15 protein-coding genes are annotated in these 21,273 nt (G+C 74.0%); 4 read left to right on the top strand and 11 right to left on the bottom strand.

What is annotated here, in order from left to right:
* Window positions 1-79 precede the first annotated feature (79 nt).
* From fabG to CRP52_RS04875, 3 genes are read right to left on the bottom strand one after another with little or no spacing between them, the layout of a single operon-like run.
* Window positions 80-838: a 3-oxoacyl-ACP reductase FabG gene (gene fabG / locus CRP52_RS04885; protein ID WP_097235253.1), complete on the bottom strand. Its 759-nt coding sequence runs from the start codon at window positions 836-838 to the stop codon at window positions 80-82.
* A 48-nt stretch (window positions 839-886) separates the two neighbouring features.
* Window positions 887-2,086, bottom strand: a complete 1,200-nt coding sequence (locus CRP52_RS04880) for a thiolase family protein (protein WP_097235252.1) — start codon at window positions 2,084-2,086, stop codon at window positions 887-889.
* A 36-nt stretch (window positions 2,087-2,122) separates the two neighbouring features.
* Window positions 2,123-3,286, bottom strand: a complete 1,164-nt coding sequence (locus tag CRP52_RS04875) for an acyl-CoA dehydrogenase family protein (RefSeq protein ID WP_097235251.1) — start codon at window positions 3,284-3,286, stop codon at window positions 2,123-2,125.
* A gap of 203 nt (window positions 3,287-3,489) precedes the next feature.
* On the opposite strand from CRP52_RS04875, the gene CRP52_RS04870 reads away from it, so the two are divergent.
* Entirely contained in the window at window positions 3,490-4,143 is a 654-nt protein-coding gene (locus CRP52_RS04870; protein ID WP_097235250.1) for a TetR/AcrR family transcriptional regulator, read from the top strand.
* Window positions 4,144-4,173: 30 nt separating this feature from the next.
* Here the strand turns inward: CRP52_RS04870 and CRP52_RS04865 are convergent, their stop codons facing one another.
* From CRP52_RS04865 to CRP52_RS04830, 8 genes are all read right to left on the bottom strand, one after another.
* Entirely contained in the window at window positions 4,174-5,490 is a 1,317-nt protein-coding gene (locus tag CRP52_RS04865) for a nitric oxide synthase oxygenase (RefSeq protein ID WP_306458838.1), read from the bottom strand.
* Window positions 5,491-5,671: 181 nt separating this feature from the next.
* Window positions 5,672-7,099: a sugar porter family MFS transporter gene (locus CRP52_RS04860; RefSeq protein WP_097239838.1), complete on the bottom strand. Its 1,428-nt coding sequence runs from the start codon at window positions 7,097-7,099 to the stop codon at window positions 5,672-5,674.
* A 219-nt stretch (window positions 7,100-7,318) separates the two neighbouring features.
* On the bottom strand, window positions 7,319-8,290 hold the full coding sequence (gene egtD / locus CRP52_RS04855) for an L-histidine N(alpha)-methyltransferase (RefSeq protein ID WP_097235249.1): 972 nt from the start codon (window positions 8,288-8,290) through the stop codon (window positions 7,319-7,321).
* Between the two features lie 45 nt (window positions 8,291-8,335).
* The gene (egtC, locus tag CRP52_RS04850; RefSeq protein WP_097235248.1) at window positions 8,336-9,085 is read right to left on the bottom strand and encodes an ergothioneine biosynthesis protein EgtC; all 750 of its coding nucleotides are present in this window, start codon (window positions 9,083-9,085) and stop codon (window positions 8,336-8,338) included.
* Window positions 9,085-10,509: an ergothioneine biosynthesis protein EgtB gene (egtB, locus tag CRP52_RS04845; protein ID WP_097235247.1), complete on the bottom strand. Its 1,425-nt coding sequence runs from the start codon at window positions 10,507-10,509 to the stop codon at window positions 9,085-9,087. Before egtB ends, egtC begins: the two co-directional genes overlap by 1 nt.
* On the bottom strand, window positions 10,506-11,813 hold the full coding sequence (egtA, locus tag CRP52_RS04840) for an ergothioneine biosynthesis glutamate--cysteine ligase EgtA (protein ID WP_306458837.1): 1,308 nt from the start codon (window positions 11,811-11,813) through the stop codon (window positions 10,506-10,508). The genes egtB and egtA overlap by 4 nt, the downstream gene beginning before the upstream one ends.
* A 287-nt stretch (window positions 11,814-12,100) precedes the next feature.
* A complete protein-coding gene (locus CRP52_RS04835) occupies window positions 12,101-13,240 on the bottom strand; it encodes an aminotransferase class I/II-fold pyridoxal phosphate-dependent enzyme (protein WP_179852686.1) in 1,140 nt (379 codons plus the stop codon).
* 167 nt (window positions 13,241-13,407) lie between these two features.
* Window positions 13,408-13,944: an SRPBCC family protein gene (locus CRP52_RS04830; RefSeq protein WP_097235244.1), complete on the bottom strand. Its 537-nt coding sequence runs from the start codon at window positions 13,942-13,944 to the stop codon at window positions 13,408-13,410.
* Between the two features lie 247 nt (window positions 13,945-14,191).
* Between CRP52_RS04830 and CRP52_RS04825 the strand changes: the two genes are divergently transcribed.
* The 3 genes from CRP52_RS04825 (at window position 14,192) to CRP52_RS04815 (ending at window position 21,153) form a co-directional block, all read left to right on the top strand.
* Window positions 14,192-14,998 (top strand): SAM-dependent methyltransferase, encoded by an 807-nt coding sequence (locus CRP52_RS04825; RefSeq protein ID WP_097235243.1) that lies wholly within the window; start codon window positions 14,192-14,194, stop codon window positions 14,996-14,998.
* 178 nt (window positions 14,999-15,176) lie between these two features.
* Window positions 15,177-17,312 carry a putative bifunctional diguanylate cyclase/phosphodiesterase gene (locus CRP52_RS04820; RefSeq protein WP_097235242.1) on the top strand — a complete coding sequence of 712 codons (2,136 nt, stop codon included), beginning with the start codon at window positions 15,177-15,179 and terminating at the stop codon, window positions 17,310-17,312.
* Between the two features lie 253 nt (window positions 17,313-17,565).
* Entirely contained in the window at window positions 17,566-21,153 is a 3,588-nt protein-coding gene (locus CRP52_RS04815) for a protein kinase domain-containing protein (RefSeq protein ID WP_179852685.1), read from the top strand.
* Window positions 21,154-21,273 lie beyond the last annotated feature (120 nt).

Raw genomic sequence — 21,273 nt, 5'->3', positions numbered from 1 at the left:
TGTAGCGTTCACAGTTTTCACCGTGTTGGCCAACTTTACCAAGTTCACCGGCTTCGGGTAAGCCGTCGTCAGGCACCGATCACCGGGCGCCGCCGTTGACGTACAGCGTCTGCCCGCTGACGTACGAGGCGTCCTCGCTCGCCAGGAAGGCGACCACCGACGCGACCTCCTCCGGCTGCCCGACCCGGCGCAGCGGCGTCCGGGCGGAGACCTCGGCCTGGTGGTCCTCCGCCGTGCTGCCGACCCGCTCGGCGGTGGCGGCGGTCATCGCGGTGGCGATGTACCCGGGCGCGACGGCGTTGACGTTGATGTTGAACGGCCCGAGCTCGATCGCCAGGGTGGCGGTGAGGCCCTGGATGCCGGCCTTGGCGGCCGCGTAGTTGGCCTGGCCCCGGTTGCCGAGGGCCGAGCGCGAGCTGAGCGAGACGATCTTCCCGAACTTCTGCGCCACCATGTACTTCTGCGCGACGTGACTGCAGTTGTACGCGCTGGTCAGGTTGACCGTCAGCACCGCGTCCCAGTCGGACTTGGGCATCTTGAAGAACAGGTTGTCCCGGGTGATCCCGGCGTTGTTCACCAGGATGTGCACCCCGCCGAGGTCGGCGGCGATCTGCGCGAACACCGCCTCGACGGCGTCGTAGTCGGCCACGTCGCAGCCGTACGCCCGGGCGGTGCCGCCCTTGGCGGTGATCTCGGCGACCGTGCCGGCCGCCCGCTCGGCGCTGAGGTCGACCACGGCGACCGCCGCGCCCTCCTCGGCCAGCCGGCGGGCGGTGGCCGCCCCGATGCCCTGTGCCGCGCCGGTCACCACGGCGACCTTCCCGGTGAAACGGGCCATCTCTTCTCCTCCGGTCACTTCTGTTCCTGGAATCCTGGAAACACTTGCTCAGACGTTCTCGACCAGCACCGCCGTACCCTGCCCCACGCCCACGCACATGGTGGCCAGGCCGCGCCGGGCGCCGGTGCGGCGCATCCGGTGCAGCAGGGTGGTGAGGATGCGGGCGCCGGAGCCGCCCAGCGGGTGGCCGAGGGCGATCGCCCCGCCGCTGGGGTTGACCAGTTCATCGGCCTGCTCCGGGTCGAACCCGATGCCGTCGGCGGAGGCCAGCGCCTGGGCGGCGAAGGCCTCGTTCAGCTCGGCGGTGTCCAGGTCGGCGAGCGACCAGCCGGCCCGTCCGAGCACCTTCGCCGTCGCCGGTACCGGACCGATCCCCATGACGTCCGGGTGCACCCCGGCCGAGGCGCCGGCCACGTAGCGGCCGAGCGGCTGGAGCCCGAGGTCGCGCAGCGCCTCCTCGCTGACCAGGACCAGCCCCGCCGCGCCGTCGTTCATCGGCGAGGCGTTCCCGGCGGTGACGGTGCCCCCGGCGCGGAAGACCGGCTTGAGCCCGGAGAGCTTGGCCAGGCTGGTGTCCTCGCGGATGCCCTCGTCCTGGTCGACCGTCACCCCGTCGGGCCGCTCGACCGGGATCAGCTCGGCGTCGAAGTGCCCGTCCTTGCGGGCGGCCGCGGCCCGCTGGTGGCTGCGCAGCGCGAAGGCGTCCTGGCGCTCCCGGCCGATGCCGTACCGGGTGGCCACCTCCTCGGCGGTCTCGCCCATGCTGAGCACGCCGTGCAGTTCGGCCATCCGCGGGTTGGTGAGTCGCCAGCCGAGCCTGGTGTCGTAGGTCTCCATCCGGTGCGGCAACGCCTCGTCGGGGCGGGGCAGGACGAAGGGGGCGCGGGTCATCGACTCGCAGCCGCCGGCCAGCACCACGTCGGCCTCGCCGGAGCCGATGGCCCGGGCGGCGAGGGTGACGGCCTCCAGGCCGGAGGCGCAGAGCCGGTTGACGGTGGCTCCGGGGACGGTCTCCGGCAGGCCGGCCAGCAGGACGGCCATCCGGGCGGCGTTGCGGTTGTCCTCGCCGGCCTGGTTGGCGGCGCCCCAGTAGACGTCGTCGATCCGGGCCGGGTCGAGGGCGGGCAGATCGGCGAGCAGGGCGCGCAGCACGGTGGCCGAGAGGTCGTCCGGGCGGACCGTGGCGAGCGCTCCGCGCAGTCGGCCGATGGGTGTGCGGCGGGCTGCGGCGAAGTAGACGGGACGCACGTCGTCGGGCTCCTTGTCAGGTGGGGCGGAGGCGGATCAGAAGGCGTTGACGCCGGTGAGGGCGCGTCCGATGAGCAGTTCGTGGATCTGGCTGGTGCCCTCGTAGAGGGTCATCACGCGGGCGTCGCGCAGGTACTTGCCGACGGGGTACTCGTCGATGAACCCGTACCCGCCGAACACCTGCAGCGCGTTGTTGGCGGCCCGGACGGCGGCCTCGCTCGCGTGGAGCTTGGCGACGGAGGACTCGGTGGCGAACGGCAGGCCGCGTTCGATGTGGTCGGCGACCTTCCAGGTGAGCAGCCGGGCCGCCTCGACGTCCACGGCGATGCCGGCCAGCAGCTGCTGGACGAGCTGGTGGGAGGCGATCGGCCGGCCGAACTGCTCGCGTTCGCCCGCGTAGCGGACCGCGGCCTCCAGGCAGGCGCGGGCGATGCCGACGCAGCCGGCCGCGACCGACATCCGGCCCTTGGCCAGCGCGGCCATCGCCACCGTGAACCCCTTGCCGACCGCGCCGAGCCGGGCGCTGTCCGGCACCCGGACGCCGTCGAAGGAGAGTTCGGCGGTGGCCTGGCCGCGCAGGCCGAGCTTGCCGTGGATCTCGGTGCGGGTGAAGCCGGGCAGGTCGGTGTTGACCAGGAAGGCGGTGATGCCCCGGTGGCCCTGCTGGTCGGGCTCGCTGCCGCCGGTGCGGGCGAAGACCAGCGCGACGTCGGCCCAGGTGCCGTTGGTGATGAACATCTTGGCGCCGCTGATCAGCCAGTCCTCGCCGTCGCGCACCGCGCGGGTGGTGAGGTTGGCCGCGTCCGAGCCGGTGCCGGGCTCGGTGAGGGCGAAGCAGCCGAGCGCCTGGCCCGAGGTGAGCCGGGGCAGCCAGTGCTGCTTCTGCTCCTCGGTGCCGAAGCTGTTGATCGACTTGCCGACCAGGCCGAGCGAGACCGAGACGATCCCGCGCACCGCCGAGTCGCCGCGCCCCAGCTCCTCCAGCACCAGGCAGTAGGCGAGGTGGTCGCCGCCGCTGCCGCCGTACTCCTCGGGGATGGTCAGGCCGAGGAAGCCGACCTCCGCCAGCTTGCCGATGATCGCGCGGTCGACGGACTCGACGCGGTCCCACTCGGCGGCGTACGGCACGATCTCGCGGTCGGTGAAGGAGGCGGCGAGGTCCCGGACGGCGCTCTGCTCCTCGGACAGCTCCAGATTCACGGCTACTCCACACCAATAAACTAGCGCTGCAAGTTTTATGGTGGGACTGTAGCCCCGACCGGCCCGGGCTGGGAAGAGGCGCCTGACAGAATCGGTCCTCCGTCACCCGACCGGAACCCGCGGGGTCGGAACCCACCCGACCGGAACCCACCCGACCGGAACCCACTCAACCGGAACCCACCCGACCGGAGGAAAACGCTGCGATGGCCCGTCCACGCACCCCGCTGCTCAGCCGCGAGCGTATCGTCGCCGCCGCGCTGCGGCTGATCGACGACGAGGGGCTGGACGCCCTCTCCACCCGCCGCCTCGCCGGCGAGCTGTCGGTCAGCGGGCCCTCGCTCTACAACCACTTCGCAACGAAGGACGAACTGCTGGACGCGGTGGTGGACAGCGTCATCGGCGAAGTCGACTTGTCGATGTTCGGCGCTCCGGCGGGCGGGACGGTCCCCTGGCCGCAGGCGCTGCGGGACTGGGCCCGCTCCTACCGCGCCGCGCTGGCCGCCCACCCCAACATCGTCCCGGTGCTCGCCCAGGGCCCGGGGCGGCGGCCGAACGCGCTGCGCCTGGCCGACGCGGTCTTCGGGCACCTGGTCGAGGCCGGGTGGCCGCGCGGGCAGGCGACCCGGATCGGCGCGCTGATGCGCTACTTCGTCACCGGCTCCGCGCTGGCCTCCTTCGCGGCCGGCTTCCCGGCGGACGCCGAGGTCTACGACGCGGCCGACTACCCGCACCTCGGCGAGGCGCACCGGCTGGCCGGGCACCGCGGGGCGGTCGACGAGGGCGCCTTCGAGACCGGCCTGGAGGCGCTGCTCGACGGACTCGTCCTGCGCTTCGAGCGGCTCGCCCCGCGTCCGTAGCCGTAGCCGTGACCCCGGCCCTCGGGCGGGCTACCAGGGCTCGCGCGGGACGAAGGCCGGCCGCAGCGCCGGGTCCACCGGGTCGTAGTACCGGTGGTAGACCGGCGTCAGCCCGCCCGAGACCGGGGGCACGATCCAGCTCCAGTCCGCCGGGGTCGGCCGGCCGAGCCGCCGCTCCTGGGCGACGTGCTTGAGGAAGCGTTCCGACTCGGTGTGGTGGTCGGCGATCGTCACCCCGGCTTCCTGGTAGGAGTGCAGCACCGCGATGTTGAGCTCGATCAGCGCGCGGTCGCGCCAGAGCGTGCGGTCGCTGGAGGTGTCCAGGCCCAGCCGTTCGGCGACGGCGCCGAGCATGTCGTACCGGTCGGCGTCGGCAAGGTTGCGGGCGCCGATCTCGGTGCCCATGTACCAGCCGTTGAACGGCGCGGTCGGGTAGCGGACGCCGCCGATCTCCAGCGTCATGTCGCTGATCGCGGGCACCGCGTACCAGCGCAGGCCGAGCTCGGCGAACCAGCCGTGCTCGGGGTGGCTCAGCGGCACCTCCAGCGTGGTGTCGTCCGGCAGCTCGTACCAGGACGGGCGCTCGCCCGGGCGCTCCTGGACGAGCAGCGGCAGCACCTCGAAGCGGTCCTCGGCGCACTTCCAGCCGAGGTCGCGGGCCCGGGCGTCGAGCGTGGCGCCGGCCGGGTCGCCGACGGTGCGGCCCTCGGTGCCGTCCTTGGTGCCGTCCTCCGTGCGGTGTCCGGCGTAGCGGACCAGCTGCTGGTTGAGGATGCGTGCGGCCGGGCGGCCCGGACGGTCGGGGGCGAACACCGAGACCACCGGGCGGATCCGTCCGCCGTTGCCCGCCAGCCGCAGGTGCTCGAAGCACTCGGCGGCGATGTCGTCGGCGGAGGAGAGGTGGCGTAGGTCGCGGACCACCAGGCTGCGCCAGTACAGCCGGCCGATGCAGCGGGCGGCGTTGCGCCAGGCGAGTTTGGCGCCGTAGGCGAGTTCGGCGGGGGTGTGCCGGTAGCTGCCGGTGCGGTGGATCTCGTCGAGGACGGCGCGCAGTCGCGCCTGCGGGTCCCCGGCGGCGGGCTGCTCGTGGTGGAACTGCCGGATGAAGTCGGCGGCCTGCTCCGGGTCGGTGAACGGCGGCGGTCCGGCCGCCGGCTCGGACGTCGGTACGGCCGCCGGCTCGGGCTCCCGCTCAGGCGTCGTCGGTTCGGCCGTCGCCGTCGGGTGCGGGTGCGTCGCCGGGGCGTGCGCGTGGGCGTACGGGCAGCCGCCGGTCGGGGCGGCGGCCGCGGTTCTGCCGGTACGGGTACGGGTGCGGGTGCGAAGCCGGTCGAAGATCAAGGACACATCCCTCCTGTCGCACAGGAGTACCGGAGGTGCGCGGTCCACCGCAGGGAGTGAACGATTCGGCCCCCGCACCCGCGCCGATGGCGCTAGGGTGCGGGGGCCGAAGGTCGGACCGTCAGAGGATCAGGGCGTCAGACCGTCAGACCGTCAGACTGTCCGATCAACCGACGATGGGTGGCTGTCAGCCCATGTCCTCCAGGCGGATGCCCTTGGTCTCCTTCAGGTACTTGGCCACGAAGAGGGCCGACAGCGCCGCGAAGGCGGCGTAGATCAGGTAGGTCGCCGACAGGTTCCACCGGGACATGGACGGGAACGAGACGGTGATCACCCAGTTGGCGATCCACTGGGCGGAGGCGGCGACGGAGAGCGCGGCGGCGCGGATCCGGTTCGGGAACATCTCGCCGAGCATCACCCAGACGACCACGCCCCAGGACATCGCGAAGAACAGCACGAAGGCGTTGGCGGCGATCAGGGCGACGGTGCCCTGCAGGTCGGGCAGGGTGAGGTTGTCGCCGCTGCCGGTGGCCGAGGAGAACGCCCAGCCGGCCGCGCCGAGGGCGACCGCCATGCCGACCGAGCCGATCAGGGCGAGCGGCTTGCGGCCGATCCGGTCGACCAGCACGATCGCCACCACGGTGCCGAGGATGTTGATGACCGAGCCGATGAAGCTGATCAGCAGCGAGTTGCTCTGGTCGATGCCGACCGACTGCCACAGGATCGACGAGTAGTAGAAGATCACGTTGATGCCGACCAGCTGCTGGAAGACCGACAGGCCGATGCCGACCCAGACGATCGGCAGCAGGCCGAAGCGGCCGCCGAGCAGGTCGCGGAAGCGCGGGCGGTGGTCGGAGGCGATCAGCGTCTGGACCTCGGCGATCCGGGCGTCGGTGTCCACGCCCTCGCCCTCGACCTCGGTGAGCACCTTGCGGGCGTCGTCCAGGCGGCCGGCCTGGATCAGGTAGCGCGGGGACTCGGGGATGACCGAGGAGAGCACGAAGTAGACCGCGGCCGGCACGACGCAGATGCCGAGCATCCACTGCCAGGCCTCCAGGCCGAGCAGGTGGCCGCGGGTGTCGTCACCGGCGGCCTGCGCCAGCAGCCAGTTGATCAGCTGGGATATCGCGATGCCGAGCACGATCGCGGCCTGCTGGAAGGAGGCCAGCCGGCCCCGGTACTTGGTCGGCGCGACCTCGGCGATGTAGGTCGGGGCGATCACCGAGGCGATGCCGATGGCCGCGCCGCCGAGGACGCGCCACAGGGCGAGGTCCCAGGCGGAGAAGGGCAGCATCGAGCCGACGGCGCTGACCGCGAACAGCAGTGCGCCCGCCTTCATGACCTTGATGCGGCCGTAGCGGTCGGCGAACCGGCCGGCCAGCGCCGCGCCGATCGCCGAGCCCAGCAGGGCCGAGGAGACGATCAGGCCGGTCACGCCGTCGCCGACGCCGAACTTCTCCTGGATGCCTGAGACGGCTCCGTTGATCACGGAGCTGTCGTAGCCGAACAGGAACCCGCCGAGGGCCGCTGCGGCGGTGATGAAGACGACGAAGCCGAGGCGGCCGGGCGCGGGGGCCTCGACCGCCCCGGAGGGCTTCTGGGTGACGCTCACGATCTGACTCCTGGTACTCAACGCTGAGCTCGGTAGCCGAGATCGTAACCCCTATTCGTTTAACTCTTGTACACCAGGTGGCTCAATCTTCGCCCCGAGAATTCGTAAGGTGAACAAGCAAATTGGGCTCGGTCCGGGCTTGCGCAGCCCGGGCCGAGCTCGGACGGGGTGCCCCTCGGACGGGGTTCCCTCGCGCGGGGTGCCGCTCAGGCGGGGTCCCGCTCAGGCCGGGGTGGAGAGCGAGAGCCCGAAGCGGCCCTCGGGGTCCGTCCACCAGTGGTCCAGCCGCAGACCGGCCGCCGACAGCTCCCCGGCCACCCGCTCGCGGCGGAACTTGGCCGAAACCTCGGTGCGCAGCTCCTCGCCCCGGGCGAAGTGCACCGGCAGGTCCAGGGCCGGGATCTTCACGGTCTGCGAGCGCAGCGAGCGCAGCCGCATCTCGATCCACTCCTGCTCGGCGTCCCAGAGCGCGACGTGCTCGAAGGCCTCCGGGTCGAAGTCGGCGCCCAGTTCCCGGTTGAGCACGTTGAGCACGTTCCGGTTGAACTCGGCGGTCACCCCGGCGCTGTCGTCGTAGGCGGCGACCAGTACCGCCGGGTCCTTGACCAGGTCGGTGCCGAGCAGCAGGAAGTCGCCCGGGTCCAGGGCGTCGCGCAGGCCGCGCAGGAAGGCCGCACGCTCCGCGGGCAGCAGGTTGCCGAGGGTGCCGCCGAGGAAGGCGACCAGCCGCGGGCCGCCCTCCGGGGGCAGGCCGAGCCCGGCGGTGAAGTCGGCCAGCACGCCGTGCACGGCCAGTCCGGGGTACTCGGCGGCGAGCGCGGTGCCGGCCGCGGTCAGCGCGCTCTCGCTGACGTCCACCGGGACGTACGTCTCCAGGGTGCCGAGCCCGCGCAGGGCGTCCAGCAGCAGCCGGGTCTTCTCGGAGGAGCCGGAGCCCAGCTCGACCAGGGTGTGGGCCCCGGTGGCGGCGGCGATCTCGCCGGCCCGGGCGGCCAGGATGGCCCGCTCGGCGCGGGTCGGGTAGTACTCGGGCAGCCGGGTGATCTCCTCGAACAGCTCGCTGCCCCGCGCGTCGTAGAACCACTTCGGCGGCAGCCACTTGGGCTCGGAGGTCAGTCCGTGCCGTACGTCGTGGTGCAGTGCGGTGCTGAAGTGGTCGGCGGGCAGCAGTCGGGCGAGATCGAAGGTGTCCATGACAGGGTGGTTCCTCTGTTCAGAAGATGAAGGGAGAGTGGAGGGTCAGCCGTGGCTCGGCAGCTGCCGGACGGTGACGCCGTCGCCGTCGACCAGCAGCAGCGAGCCGTCCGGGACGGGTGTCCAGCCCGGCTCCTCGTCGTACGGCTCGGAGGCCACCACCGTGCCGAGACCCGGCAGGGTGCGGTGGTGCAGGGTGTCGCCCCAGGTGGTCGCGGCGATCGCGGTGCCGTCGGTGAGCAGCAGGTTCATCCGTGCGGTGGTGTGCGCGGCGACGTCCGCGACGGTGTCCGCCAGGGCCTCGCCGAGCCCGGCTCCGGCCCGCAGCCGGTGCAGCGTGAGCGCCCACAGCAGGGCCGAGTCGGTGCGCGCCTCCAGCTCCAGCAGCTCCGCCGGGGGAAGGAGGGCGGCCAGCGCGTCCAGCTTGCCCGGCCAGCCGGCCACCGCGCCGTTGTGGCTGAACAGCCAGCGCTCGGCGGTGAACGGCGAGGCCGCGTGCTCGCCCGCCGCGCAGCCCTCGGTGGCGGAGCGGACGGCGGCCACCAGCGCCCGGGTGCGGACCACGCGGGCGAGGTCGGCGAAGGTGCCGTCCGCCCAGATCGGCCCGGTGCGGCGGTAGCGGGCGGGCACCTCGTCGCCGTCCGCGTACCAGCCGAGGCCGAAGCCGTCCACGTTGACCGTGCCGTACCGTTGCGTCCGGGGCGCCCAGGACTGCCGGTACAGCGCGTACGGCGGGTGCACCAGCAGCTCCTGCGGCACCACCGGCTCGCCCAAGTAGGCGATGTGACGGCACATCAGTCACGCTCCAGGTCGCGGGCGGTACGGAAGCCGGCGAAGATCTGCCGCCGGATCGGGTAGTCCCAGTTGCGGAAGGTGCCCCGGCAGGCGACCGGTGCCACCGCGAAGCAGCCGCCGCGCAGCACCTTGTACTCGGGGCCGAAGAAGACCTCCGAGTACTCCTGGTACGGCCACGCCCGGAAGCCCGGGTAGGAGCGGAAGTCGCTCGCCGTCCACTCCCACACGTCGCCGATCAACTGCCGTACGCCGTAAGGGGACTGGCCCTGCGGGTAGCTGCCCGCCGCGGCCGGGCGCAGATGGCGCTGGCCGAGGTTGGCGTGCTCGGGGCCGGGAGCGCCGTCGCCCCAGGGGTAGCGGCGGGAGCGGCCGGTGGCCGGGTCGTGCCGGGCCGCCTTCTCCCACTCCGCCTCGGTCGGCAGCCGGCGCCCGGCCCACCGGGCGTACGCGTCCGCCTCGTACCAACTGACGTGCAGGACCGGCTCGTTCGGCGGGACCGGCTCGACCGTGCCGAAGCGCCGGCGCAGCCACTGGCCGTCCTCGAACCGCCAGAACAGCGGGGCGGTCAGGTCGGCGCGCCGCCGGTGCTCCCAGCCCTGCGGGGTCCACCAGCGCGGGTCGTCGTAGCCGCCGTCCGCGATGAAGCGCTGGTAGGCGGCGTTGGTGACGGGCGTGGTGTCCAGCAGGAAGGCCGGCAGGTCGACGACGTGGGCCGGGCGCTCGTTGTCCAGCGCCCACGGCTCGGTGTCCGTGCCCATGGTGAACGGCCCGGCCGGGACGAGGACTTCGGCGGGCAGGGCGGCCGCGTCGGCGGGCGCGGGCGGCGGTGGGGGAGCGGCCAGGGCCGGCTCGCCCTTGCGGAGCTGATGAGTGATCAGCATCGTCTCGTCGTGCTGCTGTTCGTGCTGGGCGATCATCCCGAACGCGAACCCGGCCTCCAGCAGCGGCGCCCCCTCCAGCGGGCTGGCGGCGAGCAGGTCCAGCACCCGGCCGCGCACGTCGTGGGCGTAGGCGCGGGCCTCGGCGGGCGGCAGCAGCGGCAGGCTGGGGCGCTCGGCCCGGGGGTGCTGGAAGGCGTCGTACAGCGGGTCGATCTCCGGATGCATCGGGTCGCGGCCGCCGACGTTGCGCAGCAGCCAGAGCTCCTCCTGGTTGCCGATGTGCGCGAGGTCCCAGACCAGCGGGGACATCAGCGGGGAATGCTGGGCGGTGAGGTCGCCGTCCCCGACGCAGTCGGTCAGCGCCGCGGTCCGGGCCCGGGCGGCCAGCAGCTCGGCGGCGATGGTCTCGCGCAGGTCCTCGATGCCGCGTGCTGCCTCGATGCCGCGCGGGGTTCGGGTGCGGTGCGCCGCCCCGGCGCCGTGCGGGGCCTCGGCCGCGGCGGCGGGGGCTGCGGTCGGGCCGTTCGGTCGGACGTCGGTCATGGTGCGGCCTCCTCCGGGGGAGTGCGTCGGGTGCCGGCGCGCAGGGCGTCCAGCTGGTCGTCGGCCGGGCAGCGGCCGCGCGCGGGGTAGCGCTCGGCGAACTCGGCGACGGCGGTGCGCAGCCGCCCGGCGCCGGGCAGACGGCCCAGCGCGGCGTCGGCGGCGGCGAAGCATCTCAGGGCGGCGCGGCGCAGCTCGGGGTCGCCGACGGCCAGGGTGGCGGCGCGGCGCCAGGCCTCGCTGCGCGGTGCCCGCGGGCCGTCCCGCCCCGCCGACCGGTCCAGGGCGTCCAGCGGCTCCAGCGCGGCCAGTGCGGCGTCGGCGGCCACCGGGTCGTCCAGCAGCGCGGTGACGAGCGCGGCGACCACCATCCAGCCGTCCCCCGGCTGGGCGTCGATCATCCGCAGCTCCAGGTGGCCGCGCGGGCGCACCGGGGGGAAGAGCGTGGTGCGGTGGTAGTCCAAGTCGTCCAGCGTGGGCGGGCGTTCGCCCGCGCCGCGGATCCACTGGCGGAAGGTCAGCCCGGGCGGGGCCGTCCACGGCAGCCCGTCCGGCCTGCGTACGCACAGGACTTCGGCGTCCAGCACGTACTGCGCCCAGGCCTCGCGCGGGTCTCCGTGGTCCGGCTCGGGGGCCAGCGTGCGGGTCGGGTCCATCCGGGACCAGACGGTCTGCCGGGTCGACCGGTGGCCGGTCGGTCTGCCGTCCAGGAGCGGGGAGTTGGCGAAGGCGGCGACCAGCACCGGGCCCAGCCGGTGGACCAGTTGCCAGCGGCGCTCGACCGCGTGCGGGCCGTTCGCGTCGCCGGCGTCCAGGCACACCTGCACCGACGCGGTACCGGTCATCATGATCCGGCCCCAGGGCCCCGCGGAGTCGAAGAAGCGCTCCATCGCGAGGTAGCGGGGGTGGTCCAGCACCATCCGTCGGGGGCGGGCCAGCGGGTCCGTCCCGGTGCCGGTGAGTCGCAGGCCCTGCGCCGCGAAGGCGGCCCGAAGGGCGGTCAGATCGCGTCGGGTGTCGTCGACGCAGGCCAGGAGGCCGGAGGCGGGCGGGGAGCTGAGCTCGACCTGTCCGCCGGGTTCGAGCGTGAGCCGCGAACCGGAGGGGAGGGAGTCGCCGTCGGCGCCGCCGAGGGGCAGCGACTCCAGTGCGGCGTGGATCAGTTCCGGCCGTACGGGCCGGGTGGGACATCGATCGTCGTGGACGAACCACTCGACCTCGACACCCACCAGTCGAGGCGGTCCGATCTTGAAGCAGACGCCCGACACGTGGCTGCGCGCCCCCGATTCGGTCAACGGGGTCACCCCCGACGGGGGTGGTGGCGTGCTCTGACGGTCGGGCGGAGTGGTGCTGGATGTCGGTATCACCGGACTCACCATCCTCGGGATCACGATTGCGGCCCGGTCTACTTTGCCCAGTCTGCTACGGAGCATGCGGGGGCGCTCCGCAAAAATCGTGTGAACGTTCGTTTCTGCAGGTCAGGGGCATGACGAACGGGTGAATTCGAGGATCTGCGACGGCTCGTGCGCGGGCGCACACGCAGCGTGCCGGGCATGTGCCGGGCAGGTGCCGGGCCTGGCAGATGCCCGCGTCACGGGAGGTCGGGCCGTCCCGGCCGGTCCGGTCGTTCCAGCCGCCCCGGCTGCTCCCGTCGCTGCAGCCGCTCCAGGACGGTGGCCAGCACCGAGCCCGGCAGCGCGTAGTTCAATCGCAGCGAACCGCGGCCGCCGGGGCCGAACTCGGTGCCGTCGGAGGCCTCCAGGCCGCAGCGCTCCAGCAGCGCCCGCCGGGCGTCCTGCGGCGGCAGGCCGAGGGCGGCGGCGTCCAGCCAGAGCAGGTAGGAGGCCTGCGGGGCGGACCGGACGGCGGGGCCGAGCCGGTCGGCGAGCCGGGTACGGGCGGCGGCGAGGTGCGCGAGCAGCGCGTCCAGCCACGGGCCGCCTTCGCGCAGCGCCGCCTGCTGCACGGTCTGCTCCAGCAGGCCGCCCTCCCAGAGGCCGTAGCCGGCCAGGGCGTCGGTGAACCGGGCGCGCAGGGCGGAATCGGGGACGAGGGCGAAACTGCTGGGGATCCCGGAGCAGTTGAAGGTCTTGCCGACGGAGTTGAGGGTGACCACGAGGTGGCGTAGCGCCGGACCGACGGTGGTCACGGCGACGGGGTGCAGGTGGCCGGGGTGGGTGAGGTCGCCGTGCACCTCGTCCGAGACCAGCAGTGCGCCGGCCTCCGCCGCCCGCTCGGCCAGGGCGCGCAGCCCGTCGGCGGGCCAGACCCGGGCGGAGGGGTTGTGCGGGCTGCTGAGCAGCACGGCGGAGGTGGGGCCGGGCAGCGGGCCGACCGGGAGCCGGTAGCCGTCCGGGCCGACGGGCAGCGGCAGTTCGCGGTACTCCAGGCGGGCGGCGCGACAGAGCTGGGCGAAGCCGCCCCACTCGGGGGTCGGGAACAGGACGGGCGCGGGTGATCGGGCGGCTCCCGGGCGGGTGGAATCCGGGTGGGCGGCTCGTTCGCGGACGGTCTCCAGCAGGATGCGCAGGGCGGTGCGCGGGCCGCAGGGCAGCAGCAGGACCCAGTCCGGATCCACTTCGACGCCGTGCCGGGCGCGGTACCAGTCGGCCACCAGCGAGCGGCCGGCCGGGTCGCACACCGTGTAGCCGTACGCGCGGTGGTCGGCGCGTTGCCGCAGGGCGCGGGCGATGGCGGGCGGGCCGGGGAGGTCCATGTCGGCGAGGCCCATCGGGATCACTCCGGGGGCGTCCGCGCGGGCCCACTTGCTGCTGCCGGTGCCGGCACGGTCGAAGGGGGACTCGAAGTCGGGAGCGGGGCCCGGGTCGGGGTTCAGGCTCGGGCGAACAGATGACAGATTTCGAAATCTGTCATCTGTTCGCTGAAAGTTGTCATCTGTCATCTGTCACCTCCGCTGGCTCCGGTCACTCCGGCCGCCAGGTAGGCGGCCAGCCCGCGCCGCCCCCGGAGCATCATCACCGCATGGTTGGCCCGGAACACCGGGTGCAGCGGTAGCGCGAGCCGGCGCAGCAGCGGTTTGCCGGGCCGGGTGTCCTCCTCGAACAGCACCCGGCAGCCCACGCCACCTGCGCCGCCCGCGCCGCTCGCACGGCCCGTACCGCCCTCACCGTCCGGACCGCCCGGCCCGTTCGGCGTCACCGTGAACCGCGACCACCCGTTGAGGTCGCCCCGCATGGCCGCCTCCAGCACCCCGGCCGCCGGGTCGCGCCGGCGCACCTCCAGGCTGATCACCAGCCGGTACGGCAGCAGTGCGCGCACGACCACGTCCCCGGTCTCCTCGCCGGTCGGCCGGACCTCGCTGATCTCCGGCCACCACAGCGGATAGCTCCGCACGTCCTCCAGTGCCGCGTACACGGCGGAGGTCGGTGCCGCGAGCCGCCACGAGCCCCGGAAGCGGTAGTGGTTGGGGTCCACGGGCCCACCCTAGCCGGGCCGGGGCGGCGCGAGGGCCGAACGTCGTTGGGCCGTTGCGGAGTTGGCGAGGAACGGCCACCGGGCGTGGAGGTGAACGTTCCGGAAACCGCCGCCCGGCGGAAACGGGGCACTCCGCTTGCAGCCGTTCGGGGTGCGGAGGAGGATCTTCCGTGCTTGTAGTCTCATCTGTCACGGCAGCATCCCCAGGGTGCAGCGCCCCCGGAACCGGAGTGAAGGAGTCACAGGCATGCGGCGACCGAGCTGGGTACCGGAGGGAACGGACCTGGACAAACCGAACGCCGCGCGGGTCTACGACTACTACCTCGGGGGATCGCACAACTTCGAGGTCGACCGGGAGATGGCGCGCAAGGCGATCGGACTGTGGCCGGAGCTTCCGCAGATCATGCGCTCCAACCGCGCCTTCCTGCGCCGCGCCGTGACGTACCTCGCCGAGCGGGGCGTGACCCGCTTCCTGGACATCGGCTCCGGCATCCCGACCTTCGGCGCCGTGCACGAGATCGCCCGGACGATCCGCCCCGAGTCGAAGGTCGTCTACGTGGACCGCGACCCGGTCGCCGTCGCGCACAGCCGCCTGCTACTGGAGGGCGACCCGGCCAGCGCCGTCGTCCAGGCCGACCTGCGCGACCTCGACGACCTGCTGGCCCACCCCGAGGTCGTCGAACTGGTCGCGGCGGGCGAGCCGGTGGCCGTGCTGCTGGTGGCCGTCGCCCACTTCGTCAGCGACGACGAGGACCCGTGGAAGCTGATCGGCGTGCTCCGCGACGCGCTCCCGCCCGGCAGCGCGCTGGTGCTCTCGCACGCCTCGCTGGAAGGCCGCCCGGACCAGGCGGAGGACCACCAGAAGCTCTACCGGATGACACCGACCCCGCTGACCATGCGCACCCGCGAGCAGATCACCGCGATGTTCGCCGGCTTCGAGCTGGTCGAGCCCGGCGTGGTCTACCTCCCGCAGTGGCGCCCGGACCAGCCCCACACGGTAGGTGAGCACCCCGAGCGGATGGCAGGGGTGGCGGGCGTCGGGATCCGCTCTTGAGCGGTTGCCACGGACGAGGCACCGACGGCCGCCCGCCCCGGGCGGCGGCCGCCGGAGACACGGCGCTGGGCACCGTCGCAGGCGCGGCGAGCGCCAGCCCCGCCGTGGACGGCAGAGCGCACGGCAGCGCAATCGGCAGCGCGGGCGCCAGCGCGGACGGCAGACCCGGGACGGGCCGATGAGCACCACCCCCGAGCGCGGCACCACTCCCGAGGGCAGCGGCGCCGAGCGGTTCCACGAGGACTGGGCCCGGCTGCTCTCGGCCGACCACGGCATCGCCGTCCACCCCGACCTGCTGAACCGGCTGGTCGCGCGCACCGCCGCCCTGTTGCGTCGCGCCCAGGAGGAGCACCCGTTCGAGCCGCGCCTGGCCACGCAGGCCGGCGCCGAACTGGTCGACGCGCACTTCACCGACCCGGTGCTGCTGGCCAGGGCCGTCGAACTGCTCCAGGCGCAGCCCCTCGCCGACGACCGGGGCCCCGCCCTGACCGGTGCCTTCGCGGCCGGCTGGGCCGCCGCCCTGCGCGAGCGCACGCTGCGCGAACAGGAGGCGATCCGCACCGCCGCCGACGCCGCCCGCAAGGAGGCCGAACGGGCGCTGCGCGCCTCCGAGGCCCGGTTCCGCGCACTGTTCGAGAGCGCCGCGATCGGCATCGGCATCGGTGACACCGACGGCAACATCATGGCCGTCAACAAGGCCCTGCAGGAGCTGTTCGGCGCGGGCCCGGCGGACATGATCGGCCGCCGGGTCGGCGACCTCGTGCACCCCGAGGACGCCCCGGGCGTGTGGGAGGCGTACGAGGAGCTGATCAGCGGAAAGCGCGAGTACTTCCAGCTCGACAAGCCGTACTACCGCCAGGACGGCGAGGTGATCTGGACCCACCTGACCGTCTCGCTGATCCGTGACGACGACGGCTCCCCGCAGTACCAGGTCGCGATGCTGGAGGACGTCACCGACCGCTACCGGCTCCAGGAGCGGCTGCGCCACCAGGCCACCCACGACCCGCTGACCGGCCTGCCCAACCGCGCGGCCTTCTTCGAACGGCTGGAGAAGCTGTTCGAGGAACCGGAGCCGGGCGACCGCTTCGGCCTCTGCTACGTCGACCTCGACGGCTTCAAGGTGGTCAACGACAGCCTCGGCCACGACATGGGCGACCAGCTGCTGGCCGCCGTCGCCGCCCGGCTCAAGGCCGCCCTCACCCCGCTCGGCCACCTGGTGGCCCGGCTCGGCGGCGACGAGTTCGTCGTCCTGCTGGAGAGGTGCCGGGGCGAGCAGGAGGCGGTGGCCGCCGCGAAGACGGTGCTCAAGGCGCTCGCCGGGCCGGTGCTGATCGGCGACCACAAGCTCGCCGTCGGTGCCAGCGTCGGCGTGCTGGAGCGGAGGGTGTCCACCACCACCCCGGGCGCCGCCGTCCGGGCCGCCGACCTCACGCTGTACCGCGCCAAGGAGGCCGGCCGCGGCCGCTGGACGCTGTTCGACCCCAAGGAGAACGCCCGAGCGGTCAGCCGCTACGCGGTGTCGGTGCGGATGCCCGCCGCCCTCGACCGCGGCGAGTTCTTCATCGACTACCAGCCGCTCTACCGCCTCGCGGACGGCCGGCTGGCCGCCGTGGAGGCGCTGGTGCGCTGGCGCCACCCGCAGCTCGGCGTGCTCGGCCCCGACGAGTTCGTCACCACCGCCGAGGAGACCGGCCTGATCATGCCGCTCGGCCGCTGGGTGCTGGAGCAGGCCTGCGGCCAGGCCGCCGACTGGATCAAACGGTTCGGCGACGCCGCGCCGCAGCTCAACGTCAACCTCGCGGTCCGCCAGGCCCGCAGCGCCGCGCTCGTCACCGACCTCGGCCGGATCCTGGACGGCACCGGCCTGGACCCGGCCCGGCTGCAACTGGAGATCACCGAGTCGACCGTGGTCGGGCCCGAGGACGAGGCGCTGCGCACCCTGCACGGACTGGTCGACCTCGGGGTGTCGCTGGCCGTGGACGACTTCGGCACCGGCTGGTCCAACCTCGCCTACCTGCGCGACCTGCCCGTCTCCGGGCTGAAGATCGCCGGGTCCTTCGTCGGCGACCTGCACGAACCGGGCAAGGACGAGTCCACCGGGTGGCGGATCGTCAGCGGCCTGGTGTCGATGGCGCACACGCTCGGACTGACCGTCACCGCCGAGGGCGTGGAGACGCTCCGGGACGCCGAGCGGCTGCGGACCATGGGCTGCGACTGGGCGCAGGGCTGGCACTTCGGCCGCCCGGTGCGGCCGGCCGAGATCGCCCGGCGGATCGTGGAGGAGCCGAAGGGGCGGCCGGTCCGGGAGGGCTGAGGGCCGGCTGTGCCGACCGGCGTTCGGCTGTAGTCCGGCTCCGGATCGGGGTCCGGATCCGGATCGGGGTCCGGATCCGGGTCCGGTCGCGCTTGCGTACCGGTCCTGCGGCAGGTCGGTCCTGATCCGGAAAAGCGCCCGACGCCCGGGCCCGGCATGCGGGATGATGGCGCGTCAAAATCACCACCCGGCACCGGCGCGCCCATGGTCACGGCCCCGCGCCGGTCCGGGCTGCGGGGGAGGGGAGCGCCGCATGGGCACGACGGAGGACGCGGACCCGGCCGACGGCGATCGGTACGGGCCGAGGCCCCGGTCGGGCGCCGGCGGCGGCCCGGGGGCGTACGGGGAGTCCGAGGAGCAGCCGCGGAGCAGGGTGGAGCGATGGTCGCGGGGGCGGTGGCGCGATTCCGAGGGTGCACCGGGCCGCCCGTCCAGGCTCGGTTCCGTCCCGCCGACCCGGGTGGACCCGGAGGCCGCGACGCGCCGGGTGCCGGCGGCTGCACCCCGCTTCGACCCGGAGGCCGCGACCCGGCGGGTCACCGGAGGCGAGCCGCGCTTCGACCCGCAGGCACCGACCAAGGTGCGCGAGGGCGGCCGGGGGCGCTTCGACCCGGACGCGGTGACCGAGGTCGTACGGCCCCGGCCCGGCACCGGGCCGACCCCGTCCTGGCAGGACGGCATCGGGCCGGGGCCGGCCTCCGGCGGCGGGCCCGGCCCGTACGGAGGGTCCGACCCCGGCCTCGGTGTCAGCACCGGCTTCGGGTTCGGTTCTGCTACCGGTCCCACGACCGGCTCCGCTAGCGGTCCCACGACCGGCTCCGCTAGCGGCCCCACGACCGGTTCCGCTGGCGGTTCCGGTTCAGGCGAGGCCTCGGAGGCCTTCCCGAGCGCCCTGCGGGACCGTTTCGTTCCGCTGGGCAGGGCCGGCGCGGGCTCGGAGGGCACCGTCTGGTACGTCCGGCGCACCGACGGCGGCGGCGACGCGGCCGTCAAGGTCGCCGCCAGCGGTCAGCCGATGGACCACGAGCTGCTCGCCCACCTGCGCAACGACGGCTTCCGGCGGCACGTCCCGCACCTGATCGACTTCGGGCGGGTCCGCCACCACGGCGCGCTGGTCGACTGGGTGGCCATGGAGTACCTGCCGGTCACCCTCGCCGCGCACGTCGCCGAGCTGTGGCGCGAGGGCGGGCACACCGACCGGCGGGCCACCGAGCAGATCGTCTACGAGCTGGTCGCCCTGCTCGACTTCTGGCAGCAGCGGATCAAGCGCAACCCGCTGGACTTCAAGCCCGCCAACATCCTGGTGCGCCCCGGCGCGCGCTCCGGCCGAGGGTCCGGGGAGTTCGTGATCGCCGACTTCGGCGGGGTCGACCGGCTCACCGACAGCCGCCGGTTCACCTCCGCGATGATGGTGACCGTTGCCTACATGGCCCCCGAACAGCTGGCCGGCAAGAACCACCAGGCCGGGCCCTGGTGGGGCCTCGGCAACGTGCTCTACGAACTCTTCGTCGGCCGTCCGCGGTTCGTCGGCGCGGACGGTGAGCGCGCCGCCGACCAGGAGCTGGAACTGGAACTGGTGATGGGCGAGGAGGTGGACCTCGCCGCCGTCCGCGACCCGCGCCAACTGCTGCTCCTCCAGGGACTGTTCACCAAGAAGCCGGAGGACCGCTGGACCGCCCCGCAGGTCCGCAGCTGGCTGGCCGGCGGCACCCCCGAGGTGATCCGCCGCCGGCCCCAGGCGCAGGCCCGGGCCCACCGGCCGGTCACCTTCCTCGGCAACCCCTTCACCGATCCGGTGCGGCTCGCCGAGGCGCTGCTCAGGAACTCCGGCGCCGCCGCACGGTGGCTCTCCACCGGGGGTGCGGAGCGGCTGCGGGACTGGCTGCGCGACGAGGTCGAGGACACCGTCTTCGACCTGCACCACCTCACCGACGTCGCCCGGGCGCCCGGCTCCCGGCGCGAGTCCGTGGCGGCCGTCGCCGTGCTCGCCCTCGGCGCGGCCTTCGCGCCGTCCGCCACCCCGCACTACCGCGACCGCCCGATCGACACCGCAGGACTGGAACGCGTCGTCACCGAGCCGGACGGCGCCGAGCTCATCGACGAACTGGTCCGGTACGGCGCGCCGGTCGTCGCCGCGCGCTACGACTGCTTCCACCCCGAGTGTGCCGGCGAGCACTGCTCCCGGCTGCTCGCGCTGGCCGAACTGCCGCAGGTGCTGGCCGAGGTGAACCGCCTGGCCCGCACCGTCGGCGGCGGACGGCGCGGCGGCGACGGGCTCAGCCCGCAGGAGCGGGAGGAGGCGCACCGGCAGGCGGTCTGGCTGAGTATCCGCCCCGAGGAGCGCGAACGGCTGCTGGGCCGGCTCTCGCCGCTGCCCGTCGCACTGCACCGACTGCCGCTGCCCGGACGGGTGTCGGAGCTGGCGGCCCTCGTCGCGGCAGTGCTGGTGGACGGTGCGCTGACGGTGACTGCCGGCGTCCGTACGGCCGTTCGCGAGCTGGCCCGGAAGCCGGCGCCCGACCCGGCGGCGGCCACTCCCCGGGAGGTGGTTCGGCGCCGTTGGTCGGCGCTGCGGCGCCAGGCGGTGGTGGCCGACCCGGCGCAGCCGGGCGGGCGGGCGGCGCTGGTCGCGGTCGAAGTGCTGCGGCGACGCGGCCGGGGGCGCCCCGAGCGGCCCGAAGCGGAGCCCGGGGTGCGGCGGGAGGGGCCGTTGACCAGGCTGTGGCGCAACCGGCGCCGGCGGCCGCCGGTGGACTGGCGGGCCCGGCTGCAGGCCTGGTGGCCGCAGGCCCGGGCCGGGCTGCCGCGCCGGGCCGGGGCCGTCCTGCTGCTGCTCCTCGGCTTCGGACTGCTGCTCTGGGCGGGGGCGGTGCTCCGCTACCCGGTCGAGGCGGGCGAGAAGCTGGACATCGCGCCCGGCGGCGCCTTCGGCGGGCCGCTGCGGACGGCCGGGGACCAGGCGGCGAGAGAGGCGGTCGGCCGGCTCGGCGCGGCCTTCGTCGCGGCCGCTGTGCTCGCCTTCTTCCCCGCCCGGGTCGGCGTCGGCACGGCGCTGCTGACCGGCGCCGGGGCGTTCGCGATCGGCTTCCTGCGGCTCGGGCCACCGATGACGGCGGTGGAGGCGCCGCAGCCGGTGGCCGACCGGGTGGTCATGTTCGAGGGCGGGATGGGGAGTTGGGCCGGGATCGCGGCGGTGGTGGCGATCGTGGTGTCGCTCTGGCTGATCGAACGGGCGTCCAACCGGCTGCTGAAGCCCGCCCAGGACGCCCGACGGCGGGCCCGGGAGGCCTCCCGTGCGGGGGCCGCTCGTGCGGGGGCCGCTCGTGCGGGTTCGACCCGTACGGGTGTGGGCGGCGCGCGGACGGGTGCCGCGGCCGGTCAGTGGCGGGGCGGTAACCCGGGTGTGCGCGAGCGGCTGTGGTTCGCGCTCGGGACCACGGCCGTGCTGGTCCTGCTGTTGTGGGCGGCGGTCGAGGTACGGCTCGCCGTCACCGGGGTGCATCCGACGCCGGCCTCGTGGGGGACCGGCCAGGCGGGTGCGGCCTACCAGGCCGGGTTCGTCGTCCTGCTGGCGGTGGTGTCATTGGTGAGCACCCTCGGGACCCGGCTCACCGCCCGGGCCCTGTTCGCGGTGTGGATCCCGGCCACCCTGTTCCTGGGCGCCTGGCCCGGACCGCTGGGCCCGGTCGAGGCGCTGCGGATCCCGGTGTTCGAGGGGCTGTTCGGCGCCCTCGCGGGGCTGTGGGGACACGGCGCCTTCTGGGCCGCGCTGCTGGTGGCGCTGCCGCTGGCGGCGTACGGGGTGCTGCGGACGGTCCGGGGGCGGCCGGGGGAGAGGTGACGTTCGGGGGCTGACGGGTAACAGATGACAACTGACAGCTGACAGATTTCGAAATCTGTCAGCTGTCATCTGTTGGTTGTCAGCCGTCAGCCGTCAGCCGTCGGCCGTCAGCTGTCACAG

The organism is Streptomyces sp. 1331.2 (genome assembly GCF_900199205.1).
Taxonomy (GTDB): Bacteria; Actinomycetota; Actinomycetes; order Streptomycetales; family Streptomycetaceae; genus Kitasatospora.
This window is presented reverse-complemented; position numbering and strand designations above follow the sequence as displayed.

Coding starts and splice junctions, on each gene's coding strand:
- CRP52_RS04835 (WP_179852686.1), bottom strand. CDS start 13,240: ATGGGCCTCGCCGACATGGACCTCCCCGGCCCGCCCGCCATCGCCCGC.
- egtC (WP_097235248.1), bottom strand. CDS start 9,085: ATGTGCCGTCACATCGCCTACTTGGGCGAGCCGGTGGTGCCGCAGGAG.
- CRP52_RS04820 (WP_097235242.1), top strand. CDS start 15,177: ATGAGCACCACCCCCGAGCGCGGCACCACTCCCGAGGGCAGCGGCGCC.
- egtB (WP_097235247.1), bottom strand. CDS start 10,509: ATGACCGACGTCCGACCGAACGGCCCGACCGCAGCCCCCGCCGCCGCG.
- CRP52_RS04870 (WP_097235250.1), top strand. CDS start 3,490: ATGGCCCGTCCACGCACCCCGCTGCTCAGCCGCGAGCGTATCGTCGCC.
- CRP52_RS04815 (WP_179852685.1), top strand. CDS start 17,566: ATGGGCACGACGGAGGACGCGGACCCGGCCGACGGCGATCGGTACGGG.
- egtD (WP_097235249.1), bottom strand. CDS start 8,290: ATGGACACCTTCGATCTCGCCCGACTGCTGCCCGCCGACCACTTCAGC.
- fabG (WP_097235253.1), bottom strand. CDS start 838: ATGGCCCGTTTCACCGGGAAGGTCGCCGTGGTGACCGGCGCGGCACAG.
- CRP52_RS04825 (WP_097235243.1), top strand. CDS start 14,192: ATGCGGCGACCGAGCTGGGTACCGGAGGGAACGGACCTGGACAAACCG.